General features: G+C 65.1%; 13 protein-coding genes. 2 read left to right on the forward strand and 11 right to left on the reverse strand.

Going from position 1 to position 13319, the window contains the following annotated elements; all coding sequences use genetic code 11:
* Positions 1-69: 69 nt before the first annotated feature.
* The 6 genes from DMH01_RS14685 to DMH01_RS14710 all read right to left on the reverse strand — a co-directional run bounded on the left by DMH01_RS14685 (position 70) and on the right by DMH01_RS14710 (position 3670).
* A complete protein-coding gene (locus DMH01_RS14685; protein WP_125677086.1) occupies positions 70-531 on the reverse strand; it encodes a VUT family protein in 462 nt (153 codons plus the stop codon).
* Between the two features lie 205 nt (positions 532-736).
* Positions 737-1381: a hypothetical protein gene (locus DMH01_RS14690; RefSeq protein ID WP_125677088.1), complete on the reverse strand. Its 645-nt coding sequence runs from the start codon at positions 1379-1381 to the stop codon at positions 737-739.
* A 209-nt stretch (positions 1382-1590) separates the two neighbouring features.
* Complete coding sequence (locus DMH01_RS14695) at positions 1591-2211, reverse strand: hypothetical protein (protein ID WP_072030348.1); 621 nt, start codon at positions 2209-2211, stop codon at positions 1591-1593.
* 30 nt (positions 2212-2241) lie between these two features.
* A complete protein-coding gene (locus DMH01_RS14700; protein ID WP_072030349.1) occupies positions 2242-2457 on the reverse strand; it encodes a hypothetical protein in 216 nt (71 codons plus the stop codon).
* A 47-nt stretch (positions 2458-2504) separates the two neighbouring features.
* Entirely contained in the window at positions 2505-3257 is a 753-nt protein-coding gene (locus DMH01_RS14705) for a hypothetical protein (protein ID WP_228708149.1), read from the reverse strand.
* 218 nt (positions 3258-3475) lie between these two features.
* Positions 3476-3670 carry a hypothetical protein gene (locus DMH01_RS14710; protein WP_125677090.1) on the reverse strand — a complete coding sequence of 65 codons (195 nt, stop codon included), beginning with the start codon at positions 3668-3670 and terminating at the stop codon, positions 3476-3478.
* 1024 nt (positions 3671-4694) lie between these two features.
* Between DMH01_RS14710 and DMH01_RS14715 the strand changes: the two genes are divergently transcribed.
* Complete coding sequence (locus DMH01_RS14715) at positions 4695-7346, forward strand: tetratricopeptide repeat protein (RefSeq protein ID WP_125677092.1); 2652 nt, start codon at positions 4695-4697, stop codon at positions 7344-7346.
* 96 nt (positions 7347-7442) lie between these two features.
* Here DMH01_RS14715 and DMH01_RS14720 read toward each other — a convergent pair whose 3' ends face one another.
* Entirely contained in the window at positions 7443-7913 is a 471-nt protein-coding gene (locus DMH01_RS14720) for a hypothetical protein (RefSeq protein WP_199745491.1), read from the reverse strand.
* A 514-nt stretch (positions 7914-8427) separates the two neighbouring features.
* Entirely contained in the window at positions 8428-9348 is a 921-nt protein-coding gene (locus tag DMH01_RS14725) for a DNA-processing protein DprA (protein WP_072030352.1), read from the reverse strand.
* Positions 9349-9743: 395 nt separating this feature from the next.
* Between DMH01_RS14725 and DMH01_RS14730 the strand changes: the two genes are divergently transcribed.
* Positions 9744-10235 (forward strand): hypothetical protein, encoded by a 492-nt coding sequence (locus DMH01_RS14730; RefSeq protein WP_083715571.1) that lies wholly within the window; start codon positions 9744-9746, stop codon positions 10233-10235.
* On the opposite strand, the gene DMH01_RS14735 is transcribed toward DMH01_RS14730, so the two are convergent.
* From DMH01_RS14735 to DMH01_RS14745, 3 genes are read right to left on the reverse strand one after another with little or no spacing between them, the layout of a single operon-like run.
* Positions 10228-11355 (reverse strand): hypothetical protein, encoded by a 1128-nt coding sequence (locus DMH01_RS14735; RefSeq protein WP_125677094.1) that lies wholly within the window; start codon positions 11353-11355, stop codon positions 10228-10230. The two genes, DMH01_RS14730 and DMH01_RS14735, sit on opposite strands and share 8 nt — an antisense overlap.
* 13 nt (positions 11356-11368) lie before the next feature.
* Positions 11369-12544 (reverse strand): hypothetical protein, encoded by a 1176-nt coding sequence (locus DMH01_RS14740; protein ID WP_125677096.1) that lies wholly within the window; start codon positions 12542-12544, stop codon positions 11369-11371.
* Positions 12531-13151: a hypothetical protein gene (locus DMH01_RS14745; protein ID WP_158633213.1), complete on the reverse strand. Its 621-nt coding sequence runs from the start codon at positions 13149-13151 to the stop codon at positions 12531-12533. Before DMH01_RS14745 ends, DMH01_RS14740 begins: the two co-directional genes overlap by 14 nt.
* Positions 13152-13319 lie beyond the last annotated feature (168 nt).

The following is a 13319-nucleotide window of genomic DNA, read 5'->3' on the forward strand; positions in this document are numbered from 1 at the left end:
CGAAGCCCAGCTCCAGCCTCAATGCGAGACACGCAGATTGTGCCGACACAAGCGCGCCGAGGTAGAACTTCACGGCGGCGCTTGTCTCCGGCGCGCGAGGGAGAGCAGGGCGACCGCGGGAATGGTGGTGGCGGCCTTCCCGACGAGTTGCCCGGAGAGCTGGTCCAGTGATCCGAAGGCCAGCGGAAGGAACAGCACGGTGTCGACAAACAGACCGGTTGCGTTCGACAGGCCGGCGGCCGCGAGAGGGCTCCGTCGCCGAAGCGGGGTGTAGACGGCGAGGTCGGCGAGTTCGGATACGGCGAAGGCCGCAGCGCTAGCCAACGCGATGCGTGGGTCCGAGGTCAGACTGGATAGCGCCGCGCCAAGGACGACGGCGAGCAGCGTCATGCGGGTACCCGCGGCGTCCTGCAACAGGTCCCGCATGGTGAAGACGAGTCCGGTAACGAGTGCTCCGGCGGGAATTCGCAGGCCTCCGATCGTGACCGCGGGCCAGAGGGAGTTGGCCCAGTTCGCGGTGGCGATCGTCATCGCGTATCCGGCGAGCAGAACCACGCAGGCGGGTGAGAGCTTGGCGGTTCTCGCGCCGTGGTGGCCGGGAAGTCGTGTCGATACAGGGGAGGTACTACTGCGGAATCGACGGCGTAAGGGGAGTGGCGGTCCGGAAGGCTTGCACGGCGATGTCGTCGACTGCGGGCGCGGGGCCGGTGGGGGCGGGGAGACCGGAGGCCGAACGCTAACCGACGACAGTCGCCGTGGCGTGGTCATTGGCAGCTTTCGCGGCCTGTGTGGCGAGCAGATCGGCGAGGGCTAGCGCGATGTCGGGGCTGGTGTCGATGCTCCACCGGACTACGTGTTCGCCCCTGCGCCACAACGGCTGGATGACTTGAGCCGTCGCGAACAGTGGCTGCCCGAACTTTCCGATTCCGGTGGACTTCCCGTCCGGCTTTATGTCAGTTCCCAGCTTGAGTGCGACCGATTCGAGGACGCTGTGCAGATCGGTGGCGTCGCGGCGGCGACGCTCGGCGAGGTCGCGCGTGTCGTCGAAGAACCGGATCACTTTGGGCACGAGGCGGCGTCGAAGATCCATTCCGATGTCGTGCGGCGGCCGTGTTGGGGAAACGGTGACGACGGGGCGGACCGTTCCGGTGGGCTGGTGCGCGCGCAGATCGCTCGACAGCCAGGTTTCGAACACGAGGCGTTGCCCGCTGGTTCGCTGTTCGAGAGAGACAGCGACCGAGCCACCTTCCGGTCCTGACAGCGTGGCGACCTCGCCGGTACTGTGCGGAGGCAAGATGCGCCAGGGCGGTCCCAATACTTGGGCGACATCGCGTAGATACTCGGTGAGTGCTGCGGCGCTGCTACCGTTTCGGCTGCTCATGTCTCTTCCTTCGATCGTTGTAGTGGCGATAGCGACTGCTATCGGGTGGGGCGGTCAAGGATGTGCGGCGATCCTGAGGTACCAAGTCCCGCGTACGTGTCTGGCTGTCAGCTGGTCGGCGCTGGCTCGATTCGAGGTGTTGCTGCGCCAACCTCGCCAGCATCGTCGTGGGCGAGGGGATGCGGCCTCGCAGGGCCGCGGCAAGGCCGTTAGCAAAGCTCAGTCGTTGGCTTGTTCGGTTCCTGGGGAATATCGCCGTTTCGAGAAAGTGCGTAGATCGTCTCGGCGAGGCTGAAGGCCACTTCCTTGGTGGTGTGTACCGTCCACTCCACATCGGAGTTTGAGCGGATGCGTAGCTGGCCGCCGATCGGCGGCGAATAACGGCCTCCTCCAAAATCCATTGAGTCTTGATCATGCGGGAACTGATGCGCCTTCGGAAGAATTCCTAGCAAGGTTTTGATCGTGTGCGACTTCTCGGCCTCGCGGAGCTCGTGGCGCACTTTTGCTGCAGCTGCGAAGACCATGCCCTCGCGGTACGCGGGAAGGAGACGTCGGGTGATGTCGCCCGCTATCCGGGCGGCGGTCTTGGTGGGGCTGACGGTGATGAGGTGCCGTGGCTCGTTGTGGCGCGTGAACTGGTAGGGGAGGGAGCCGTAGACCTCAATTCGATTCCGTGTCGCTGTTGTGGTTCCTGGCCGGATCTGCAGCTTCTCGCCGTCGGGTCCGTGCAGGTAGGCGTCGCTTCCGTTGCTGTGTACGCCTTTTCCTGCTTTCCAGTCTCCTTCCAGGTGCTGCGTGATTTCGCGGGCCAGGATGGCGATTTCGGTCATCGTTTCCCCTTGTCGTGCAGGGCTCTCGGGTTAGGATTTGAGGAAGGTGGCGACGAGGTTCATCGCGCCGTCTGCGTCATGCCTCATTTGCAGCAAAGGTGTAGTGCCCTGGCGTAGCGTGCACAGGTAGTGGTCGTCGTCCGGGACGATGTCGAGGTCGAAGAGGCCTCCGGCGGTGAGGTTCTGCCGGGTCCAGGTGTCGTTCGTGCGGGTGAATCCGTTGGCGCGCAGAACAAGGTCGAGCATGCTGGGAGCTCCAGACGAGCAAGGGTGGCCGCCGCAGTTGGCGGGTCCTACGTGGGTTGGGTGTTGGTGGTGCTCGACGTCGCGGTATCGCGGGAACGCGCGCGGCGTTCGGAGCGCGCTGCGTCAACGCTGGCCTGCCAGTGGCTCCAGCGGCGACCGGCCTGCTTGGCCTTGAAGTGAGCGATGTTGTTGGCCGGGATTCCGACCGGTGCGGGTCCGACGACGGCGAGTAGATCCGAGCGGGACTGCGAATGCCAGCCCGCGTCGTCGATGGCGGCTTCGTCGGCGAACACATCGGCGACACGGTCGACGGCGGGATCCAGTGTGTGGTCCTGGGTGCCGCCGTACGAATAGACCCACCAGAAGTTTCTGGGTGGGCGTGGCTCGACGATTTCCCGGAACATCGCTACCTCCTTGGTGTAGGCGTAGAAGCGAGTTCGGGGGTGTGCCTCCATTACTTCGAGCCAGGCGGCGAGGTAGGCGGGAGAGAAGAAGTCTCCGCTGTCGTGGATTCTCACCCATGCGTCGGTGAACTTGTTGTGGGACAGTTCTTTCTGCATCGCCGTGATCCAGCCGGGAAGGTCGTCCAGAACCAACGCGAGGTTCTTCTGGTGGCGTGCTTTGACGTTCGGAAAGAGGTAAGTTCCGTTGCGGGCGTAGCACGCCTGCGCGCATACACCTGCTGAAGGGCAGGTGTTGTAGTTCCGTCCATCGGGGAGCTTCCCCGCGAAGGCGGGCAGTGACCAGTTCCAGATCCCGAGCTTCTTCAGTTCGCTGTTCTGCCGCAGCAACGTCATCATGACCTCCGTCCTCATGCGACTCGATGCATGGGGAGGCCACACCAAGATCCTTCAATTCCACCGTACACCGACTCGCGGAGCAGTGGATGCCGTGCGGTCTGCCGGTGCTTATTCCTCGTCCCAGGAAGGTGCGCCGTGCGCGATGCTGGCGATCTGGTCACCTGCCAAGTCGAAGACGGCGGCGGTGGTGTCCTCGCCCAGTTCTTGGGTCAGGCGGGTCACGCTGAGGCGCACAATGTCCAGGGCGCGCTCGTGGTCGGTACGCAATGGATGACCACGGTCGGCTTCTCCGGGCCCGGCACCTTGAGAGCTCGTGCGAGCCAGGTGGGAGCGCGAAGGTCCTGGGCGGCGGTCGTCTCGTCGGAGTCGACGTCGATGCCGAACTCAGCGAACCAGAGGTTGAGTGTTTCCATGACGTCTCCGCTGCTCCAGTCAGTCCCCTTGTCGAGCCGCTTGAGGCGCGCGAACAAGTCCAGCAGGTGGCAGAAACAGTGAGTCCGTCGATATCGGACGACACGGAGCCTGACCTCGCGGCGGATTGCGGACTGCCTTCCGCCTGGTTGGCGTTGATGCCGGCGAGTTCGTCGTAGATCGGGGTGGCGAGGTCTTCGCACGGAGTGGTCACGTCGCGCTCGCGGTTGGTCATGGGGTGATTCCAATCTGGGTTGGTGGGGTTGAGCTGGCGATGGGTGAGGCTGTCGGTGACGACGGAAGTGGGGTGCTCGGTTAAGGCCGTGAATCTGGGCGGGAGAGAACTCCGCGGCGGCCGATCCCTGCGCGGCATCGGCGAGCTGGGGGATGAGCGCGGCTGTGAGTCGCCGCGGGAACCGGGACCTGAAGCGTGGGCCGGTTGAGGAGAGTGCACGGTCGTTAGGCGTGGAGCGGCAGGAGGCGGGGGGTCTGGCCGTGCCGCTCCTCGTATGCTGTGAGGCCCGCGATCGCAGCCTCCCAGTCGTTAGCGCGTTCGGACTGGTGCACTTCGACGAAGACGTAGGACTGGTCGTTGCGGAGCTCTGGGCACACGGTGCGCGCCAGGTGCATGCACCGTCGGTGCATGGCGCCGCCTGCCGCGACCTCAGCTTGCGAGACGGCGATCCATGCGGTGGGGTTGGAGGCGAGGGGGCAGCCGCAGACTTGTTCTCCACATTCCGGCTGTCTCATGAGACAGCTTAGGTAGTGGTGAGCCTGGTCCATGTCGTGAGCTGGACTGGCACACTCGAGTTCCTGGCTGACGCGTGAGCCGTCGCAGTCGGCGACGTACACGGCTGGCGTTTCACCCGCTTAGGCTATGGAGACGCTTCTGGGCGGCAGGCCGGACCCATCCAGTGCGATCGCGCTGCTCAGAGGTTCACCTGATCTCCACCACCTTCAGCTCTTTAAAACTGCATCGTGTTCTTGGGACCCTTGTCTTCGGCGAGCCGGGGAGAGGGAGCGGCGATGACGGAGGGGCGGGGTTCGCGTCATCATTTGATTGTGGTGGCGGATGTGGAGGGGTTCGGGGATCGGCGGCGGACGGGGCCGCATCAGCGGGCGGTGCGCGATGGTCTCTATGAAGTGATGGAGGCGGCGTTCGCCGCGGCCGGGACCGCCTGGACCGAGTGCTATCGGGAGGATCGCGGAGACGCGGTGTTCGCGTTGGTGCCGGGTGAGGCGGACAAGGCCCGGTTCGTGGAGGCGGCGTTGCCTGCGCTCGTGACCCGTCTTCGGGTGCACAACGACACCCATCCCGAGGCACGGCGGATCCGGTTGCGGGTCGCCCTGCACGCCGGGGAGGTCGGCTACGACACCCACGGTGTCATGTCGTCGTCGCTGACGCTGACGTTCCGGCTGTGCGACGCGGCCCCGTTGAAGACCGCGCTCGCCTCCTCGCCAGGGATGCTGGCGGTGATCGCGTCGGACTGGCTGTTCGACGACGTCATCCGTCACACCCCCGGTGCCGCGCCCGCGACCTGGCGGCCGATCCCAGTCGAGGTCAAAGAAGTCGCCACGACCGGATGGGTCACCCTGCCCGACCATCCCTACCCTGCCCGCCCGGGCCCGTCGGCGGGTTCGAACCGGATGGTGCCCCGGCAGCTTCCGGGTTCGGTGCGGGATTTCACCGGCCGGGCCGAGCATCTGGCCGCGCTCGACGCGCTGATCCCGCCCGACCACTCCGACGAGCGACCCCAGTCGGTGGTGATCACCGCGGTCGATGGCGCTGGAGGCATGGGCAAGACCACCCTCGCACTGCACTGGGCCCACCGGATCCAGCACCGATTTCCCGACGGCACCCTGCACGTCAACCTCCGCGGCTACGGACCCGGCGACCCCGCCGCCCCCGGCGAAGCCCTCGGCGGTTTCCTGCGCGCCCTGGGTGCCGCGGCACGCGCGATCCCCGCCGACGTCGAAATGCAGGCGGGACTGCTGCGGTCGATGCTGGCGGGCAAACAGGTGCTGATGGTGCTGGACAACGCCCACAGCGCCGAGCAGATCAGGCCGCTTCTGCCCGGCACCGCGGGCTGCATGGTGGTGGTCACCAGCCGCGACAGCCTCACCGGCCTCGTCGTCACCGACGCCGCCCACCGCCTCACCCTCGACCTCCTCACCCAACCCGAAGCACTCGACCTGGTCACCGGCATCCTCGGCACCGACCGGGCCGCCGCCGAACCCGACGCGGTCGCCGAACTGGTCCGGCTCTGCGCACGACTACCGCTGGCGCTGCGGGTCGCGGCCAGCCGCGCCGCCGCCCATCCCCACCTGACCGTCACCGACGTCGTCACCGAACTGGCCGACGACCACACCCGACTCGACATCCTCAGCGAAACCGCGGACGAGCGGGCCGCCGTCCGCGCGGTATTCGACTGGTCCTACCGGCGACTCCCACCCGCACAAGCACGGCTATTCCGGCGCCTCGGCCTCCACCCCGGACCCGACCTGTCGCTTCCGGCCGCCGCCGCCCTGGCCGAACTATCCCCCGCTGCCACCCGTCCTCTCCTCGCCGCCCTGGCTGACGCGCACCTGATCGAACCCGCCACTGGTGGCAGGTACCGGTTCCACGATCTGCTGCGCACCTACGCCGCCGACCAAGCCCTGCACCACGACGCTGGCGACGACTGCGACCAGGCGCTGGAGGCTTTGCTGACCTGGTACATCCACACCGCCCGCGCAGCCGATCGAAAGCTCTACCCCGCAGAGACGAGGCCTTGGGATGTCGTGGCCGAGCCAGCCCACCGGTACCCGATCGGTGACTTCGACCACGCATTGGCCTGGCTCACTGCGGAACGCGACAACCTAATTGCCGCACTGCACTATGCCGACGAGCATCGGCTGGATCGCCGCACTATCTCGCTGACCATCGCATGCACCTTCACCGCGACGATGGTCAGCTGGCAAACGTGGATCGACATTGTGACAGTCGGGCTCATGGCGGCGTGCAGGGTCGGCGACCACACCCAGGAGGCGCACTTGCTGGCGCTTCGCGGCGGCGCGGCGACGTATCTGCACAGGTGGGAGCAAGCGGCGGCCGACCTCGATCGTGTGGAAACGATGGCGCGAGATTTGGGCGACGAAGAATTGGGGACCCGGGTGCTCAATGACCGAGGGCTGCTTCTTCTGGAGCAGGGGCAGTTCGAGGACGCTCTGCGGTATCTCGACGAGGCGTTGCCGCTCAGTCGTGGCATTGGCACGGGACGCTGGGAAGCCGTAGTGGAAGGCAATCTCAGCACCGCGTACGCTGGCCTCGGCCGCTACCGGGAAGCCCTTGACCACGGCCAACGAGGCCTGCGCCTGCGTCGGAAGGCAGGGGACCGCGCCGGTGAATCAGGGGCCATAACGGATCTAGCCCAAGCGCAGCAAGGACTGGGGAACCACGAGGCTGCGATCGCCCTGTGTCGTGAGGCGATCACCATCGGGCGCCGTGTCTCCATCGGTCGAGACGAAAACATCGCGGCGCCATTGGATGTCCTCGCGGCATCCCTACACCACCTCGGCCACATTAACGAGGCCATCGTTTGCTGGCAGGAATCCGCTACCATTCACGAGGACCACGGCCTTCCGCACAATGCCACCAAGGTCCGCCAACGTCTCCACGAGGCTCAGACCCGACCTTGACGCCCTGGCACGCACCCAGTCGCGCATCAGCCGGACCCTGCTCCGCGCGATCGCCGGACATCGGGGTTGAGGACTGGGACATGGGACACCTGGTACTCAGGAGCGGGATGGTTCCGGCTGCTTTTGCTCCCTACGGTGCTGGCTGATGTCAGCGAGTGATCCGTTTCGCGCATGCTGCTGTCGCAGCAGCGTGTTGTCGTGATGCAGCGCGGCGATCGCGGTGGCCGCGGCGTCGAGTTGCCGGGTGAGGTCGGTGCATTTCCGGATCTGCGCGGCGAGCTGTCGCCGGGTTTCCTTCAGCTCATGGGTGACGCGGGCCTCGCGGGCGGAGAGACTGCCCGCGGCGGTGACGCGGCTGTCCCATTCGGCCATCACGGCGGTGGCGCGGTTCATCGTCGCCCGGCTGACACCGGCCTCTTTCCACAGGTTGGTCTTGGTCAGGCGGCCGTCGGTGCGTTGCGGCTGTTCGGCGAGAAGGCGGTCCATCGCGGCGCGCAGTGCCGCGGCGGTGCGCGGCGAGACGGTGTCCCCGGTCGGTGCCGGGGTCTCTGGTGGAGTGGCGGTCACGGAGTTTCCTGTTGTGCGGTGCGGAGAACGTGGTCGACGTCGTCAAGTTCGCGGTGGAGCGCGGCTTTGCGGCACGGTCCACAAAAGACAGAAACAACGTCGGCCTCCCCACTTGAACACAACCGAGGAACAGACCTACCTGAACCGGCTACCCCACGCGAGCCGCGCCGCCGCCACCGATGGATGACGTTGAGACAGTTTCAAACCCTGAAAAGAACACCTGGCACAGCCAGCGCTGATCGGCTTCGTCGAGCCTGCCGGCGTTGAGTGCGGCCCACGCGACGCGATCACCGATGATGGGGGCCAGCCATGGAACTGGGCGTCCGTCGATGTTCTGTCTTGGCCAGCCGGGGGCGGGCTGGCCGTCCTGGCTCACGACGGATCCGGCCGAGATGCCGTCGTACGAGCATCCTGCGTTGAGGCAGTACGTATTTCGTGTCGTAGAAGTCGGCGTTGTACTGGAGTGTCAGGGGGCCATGACAATCAGGACAAGCCGGGAACGGAGCCTTGACGGTCATGATTCCGGCGTCTTGTCCGGCGCTGGGCGCTCGTGTTGAGCCAGCGCCGGAACACACTCGAGGACGTCGTCGGCGTTGGAAATCAGCGTGGCGCGTCCCGTACGGATCAGGTCGTGGGACTGCCGGAACAGCAAGGTGGTGACGGGGCCGGGAAAGGCCAACACGGGGCGACCGTTGACTTCGGCCTGCTCGACCACGCACATGGCGGCATCGCTGGACCCGGGCTCGACGACGACGCACGCGGTGGTCATAGCGGCCAGGAGGCGGTTGTGGGCGCCGACATGCGACGCTGGGGGAATCGTCAGTGGATTGTGCTCGCTGACGACGAGGGTGTCCGGAGACCGGTCTAGGAGGAAGGTTTCGTGGTGAGCGGGGTAATCATTGCGGATCCCGCTCCCCAGAACGGCGACCGAGGGTCCCCGGGCGTTGTGAGCTCCGCCGAGCGCCAGGGCGGCGATACCGGGGGTGCCGCCGCTCCATACCGTGATTCCGTGCCTGGACAGGCCCGCGGCGATGTCCATCGCGTAGATCTCGCCGTAAGTGGTTGGGCGACGGCTGCCGACGATCGCGACTGAACGCCGGGCAAGTTCGCCCAGGCTCCCGCGGCCGTTGACCCAGAGGGCGAGCGGCGGACAGAAGGCGGATGTGTGGACCAGGTCAGTCGGCCATTCGTCGTCGAGCGGGGTGACGAGGCGATGGCCGTGCATCGCGGCGGCCGCGACGGCGTCGCGTGCGGCGCCGTCGTGGTCGCCTGGCCGTTGCTCGGCCAGCACCGCGAGGGGTGCGCGGTCGGCAGAGATCCGCCGGACTGCTTCGATGGCGCCGACCTCCCGGACGAACCTGGCGGTAGCGTGCGCGGGCGGCGCCGCCGATGAGAGTAGGTATGCGTAGGCATGGGGAAGTGTCACGGGACGCATGGTGTGCTCCTATCGAGAAAGGGCGTGAGTGGGGTTCGGCCCGCGCGGTGACAGCGTCGCGGTGAGAGGCCGGGAGGCGCCAGCCATCGCGGTGAACGCAGGCGGTTCAGGGCAGGTCGAATAAAGTCTCTCGCGTCCGGCGACAGCCGAAGCCCCGCAGCGCCGTCGACACCGACGGCGACGCAGGAGTTGCGTGAGCGGATCACCCAGCTGCGGCAGCAGAATGAGCAACTACGTCTGCACGTAGCGCTCTACGAGGAACATATTCGGAGACTGACCGTTGAGAACAGTCGCCTGGCCCGTCAACTTGTGGCCCGCAGCGGTGTCATCGACCTCAACACACACGGACCACGACCTATCGTTGAGCCGTGATTGCATGTGTCACGATGGTGGGCATGCAAGCTGTTCTCGCAGCCGGGATTGCCGTAATCGGCACCCTGTTAGGTTCAACTGTGGCCTACGTCTTCCAGCGGCGGCAAGCGCAGTTCGTCCATTCGATGGCTTCCCATGGGCGGATGCGGGATGAGCAGATCCTAGCTTTTAGCTCGTTCGCCGAGGCGATCGCGGACCTGCGGGGCGCCCAGATTCGACGTTGGACGAGCAGACAGGAGGATCAGCCCGACAGCGAACCCTACACGCATGCCCGGACTGAGTCCTGGCGGCTGCGGACCGTCGCGCGGAGCGCCATGTACCGGGTTCAGCTGGTCACGGCCGACGAGGCCTTGGCCAGTAGAGCACGTGAGCTCGTGGAGTTCACTGTAGCGATCCTGGAGGCGGCCGATGTCGGGGAGATGGAGGCATCAGCGAAGCGCTCGGCCGCGGAGACCAATGTGTTCATCACCGAGGCGCGACGCGTCCTTAGCAGCGATCGTGCGCAGCTCATCTAGGTGGAGGCTGGCTGGCCGCGTTGGTGGAGTGGTACTCGAACACCGTGATGTCGCGCGCGCCGAGCGAGTACGGCGACAGGTACTGGGAGCCGCGGCTGTTAAGCACGTCGGCCCGGACTTCGCTCGTCGTCCCATGCTGCTCGACATGCTCCTGCACGACGAACTGAGCCGCGACGGCGATCGGCTTAGGGCCGAACGACCCGATCGCGAGCAGCGTGCGGAGTCCTTCTTCGCTGGCTTGCCCGCAAATCGCGGCGACATCGCGCATGTATGCCAGTGCGTGCCTGACTGTGAAGACATAGCGAACCTGCACGCCTTGAAGCGGTGCGTCACGCAGAATCGTGTAGTGGTTGCGTAGCTTTAGCCTCGATTCAAGCAGGTTGTCGGAGTTCATAAAGTTGACCAGGTGAATGCCAATTTGATTGCCCATACCGTTGCCTCTTAGAGCTTCGAGGAGTGAGACCGCATCGTGGGTGGTACCTGCGGCGAAGATCACCACCTCGGCGTGATCGCGCTCCTCCAACAGGCTCCGCAACGGCAGGCTGCTGAAGTGGCCGACGACTTCGCCCAGCAGCTCCGGTCCAGCCGCCTTCGGATAGCTCTCGGCCCATGCATAGAGCAGCGCGACGTTCTCCACCTTCGGGAACCTCCCGAGGTTGTTGCTCGACGCTGCCACCTCCTCGACCAGCGCTGACAGCAGGTTTCTAGGGATGGCGGAGTAATCCACAATCAACTGGTTAATGCGCGGCACGCCTCGCATGAGCAGGGCAAGCTCGCCAAGGAACCGCCCCGGATCGATCGGATACTCGACAATCTTGTGTGCGACGCGGCCTCGGTGCTGTCCCTCGGATAACGCCTGCACAACTCGGCGGACGTTGACCGCCTTGATGGCGTCGAGAACAGTCGGACTGTGCCTGCCTTGGAGGGTGAATATGATCCAGTGGATCTCGAACGTGCTTCCATCCTGCTCTATGCCCTCGAACAGCTCGATCAGTTCGGTGCAGCACTGAATGGATCGCTCCTCGAAGTTTGGTGCGAGGATAACCATGACTTGCGCGTGACCGGTGCTGCGGATGGTCAACCGGATCGATTGGAGGTCACCAATCCGCAGGTATGACATCGCATACTTCCCTTCAGCGCCGCAACGCTTCGACGAGTTCTGGTCTCTCCGTAATCGTTGTCCATTTCGCCGATGACGGTTCGGCAGACTGGTTGCCTATCCGGGAGTGGACGCGGACGTAGGGCCCGGTGTAAACGGTCTCCGCACCGGGTTCACTCGAGTACCAGAAGATGGGCAGTGAGTCGGTAGGGCAGTTCGCGTGGTCGACCAAGGTGAGGCCGCACCCGCGGTACCCGTACTCCAGGTTGTCTCCGCTGCGTTCCCTCATCCGATCCAGGCGCCGATCCGGTATCAAGAAGTGCTCGGCGAACCATCGGCAGAGCTCCAAGGCGCTCGTACGGAGACTAGGATCGAGGATCAGCGTCGTGTCGGGGTGAGTGACGCCGTGGCGGTCGTCGAAATAGACGGCCTTGTGCCAGCTGATCCCGTCGGCATGTAGCTCTGCCACGAGCTGGCGTATGGCTTGCTCGGCGCGACTGGTGAGCACCTGGCACAGCACGACAATCTTTGGCACCGAGAGCCCCGCTTGCTCAGCGAGTTCTCGTGCGAAGGCCAGCCGGCGCAGGTCCGAGACAGCGGAGTGACCGCTTAGTGACTTGTCCACTAACAGAACCCAGTGAGACTTCGCCACCATGGCCGTCAGCATGCTTCGCGCCGAATCCGACTTCGCCGGGTTGAGGAGGTCAAGCAGGACGTCGGCAAGCTGGTCAACGCCGTCAACCCGCTGCTGACGCTGGTTGTCGAGTCTGCCCTCAATCCCGTTGACGTGGCAGAACACGCTTGTCATGGCATTGGGGTCGTTCTCGAAGAAGTGGCATCGGGATAGGATCGTTTGCCGCGCAGTTATGTGATCCAGACCGAACTCGCCCTCGCAGAGGTCAAGGTACAAGGCGCGCCACGCGTCGTTGAGCAAGACCTGCGGGAGGTACACGGTGTTCGCGAACAGATACAGCGCGGCGTGCTTCCATGAAGAGGGCAGAGGTCCGGCGCGGTCCAACGACTCCAGAGAGCGCCAGATGCGCCGCCAGACCGGCACCGAGGTTCCACGGTAAGGCGAGGACACCTCGAGGTTGTCGAGCAGGTGCAGCTTGGACACCAACTGCTCGTCCGAGAGCGTCGCGATATTCAGGTCGTCCCAGTAGGGAGAGGCGTAGTCCGGGAACGGGCCTCGCGGATCACCGGACCGCACGCAGCGCACCGCCTTCTACGCCTGGAGGCCGCACCGCCGCCGCGAAGGCGACGAGGCGATTTACGTCGTGGTCTCCATCCGGCCCCAGCAGGGAACTCTGCGCATCAACTGCGTAGGGACGGTACGAGCTCACGAGACTGGCGACGTTGTCGGGGGCGATGCCACCTGCAAGGAACACTCGGTTGCTGGGGATCACATCTAGTGTTCGATGCAGAGCGTAGGAATCGAGCAAACGACCGGTCCCGCCTTGGCGGTGGTCGAGGATGACGAAGTCAACCAGATCAAGGATCTCGGTCACGAGTTCCCGAGACGGCCCCTCCTCCGGATCAACCAGCATTATCACCCTCGTGTTCGGCACCTCCGTTCGCAGCGCGGTCAGGAGCACGTCCAAACCGTCGACCGACCAGGTCCGGTGCAGTTGCAACCATCGGACCCCGGTCTCCCGCAGTGCGCGTGCCAGCGTCGCCACGGTATCGACCTTCGTCAGCAGAACGGGTTCGATGGTGAGCGCCTCACCTTCGACCACATCGGCTAAGGAACGCACTGTGCTTAGGATGCGATCGTCGAGCGAAGCTATGGCGTGGATTCCCGCGTAGTCGAATCCCAATCTTGACATCTGGCGGAGCGCTGTCGAGGTTCGCACGCGGCAGCCTTTGATCCGGGGGCCGGCGGACTCTCCAAGCGTCTGCATCACACCTCGTTTCTCGGTTGTCAGGAGAGTCGCGGTAGCCCAGTGATCGTTACTAAGCGATGGATGAAAGTCCGCCAGTTGGGC

Source organism: Amycolatopsis sp. WAC 04182, from assembly GCF_003947465.1.
Classification (GTDB): Bacteria; Actinomycetota; Actinomycetes; order Mycobacteriales; family Pseudonocardiaceae; genus Amycolatopsis.

Coding starts and splice junctions, on each gene's coding strand:
- DMH01_RS14700 (WP_072030349.1), bottom strand. CDS start 2,457: ATGCTCGACCTTGTTCTGCGCGCCAACGGATTCACCCGCACGAACGAC.
- DMH01_RS14705 (WP_228708149.1), bottom strand. CDS start 3,257: ATGATGACGTTGCTGCGGCAGAACAGCGAACTGAAGAAGCTCGGGATC.
- DMH01_RS14690 (WP_125677088.1), bottom strand. CDS start 1,381: ATGAGCAGCCGAAACGGTAGCAGCGCCGCAGCACTCACCGAGTATCTA.
- DMH01_RS14695 (WP_072030348.1), bottom strand. CDS start 2,211: ATGACCGAAATCGCCATCCTGGCCCGCGAAATCACGCAGCACCTGGAA.
- DMH01_RS14685 (WP_125677086.1), bottom strand. CDS start 531: ATGACGATCGCCACCGCGAACTGGGCCAACTCCCTCTGGCCCGCGGTC.
- DMH01_RS14730 (WP_083715571.1), top strand. CDS start 9,744: ATGCAAGCTGTTCTCGCAGCCGGGATTGCCGTAATCGGCACCCTGTTA.
- DMH01_RS14725 (WP_072030352.1), bottom strand. CDS start 9,348: ATGCGTCCCGTGACACTTCCCCATGCCTACGCATACCTACTCTCATCG.
- DMH01_RS14735 (WP_125677094.1), bottom strand. CDS start 11,355: ATGTCATACCTGCGGATTGGTGACCTCCAATCGATCCGGTTGACCATC.
- DMH01_RS14715 (WP_125677092.1), top strand. CDS start 4,695: ATGACGGAGGGGCGGGGTTCGCGTCATCATTTGATTGTGGTGGCGGAT.
- DMH01_RS14710 (WP_125677090.1), bottom strand. CDS start 3,670: ATGGAAACACTCAACCTCTGGTTCGCTGAGTTCGGCATCGACGTCGAC.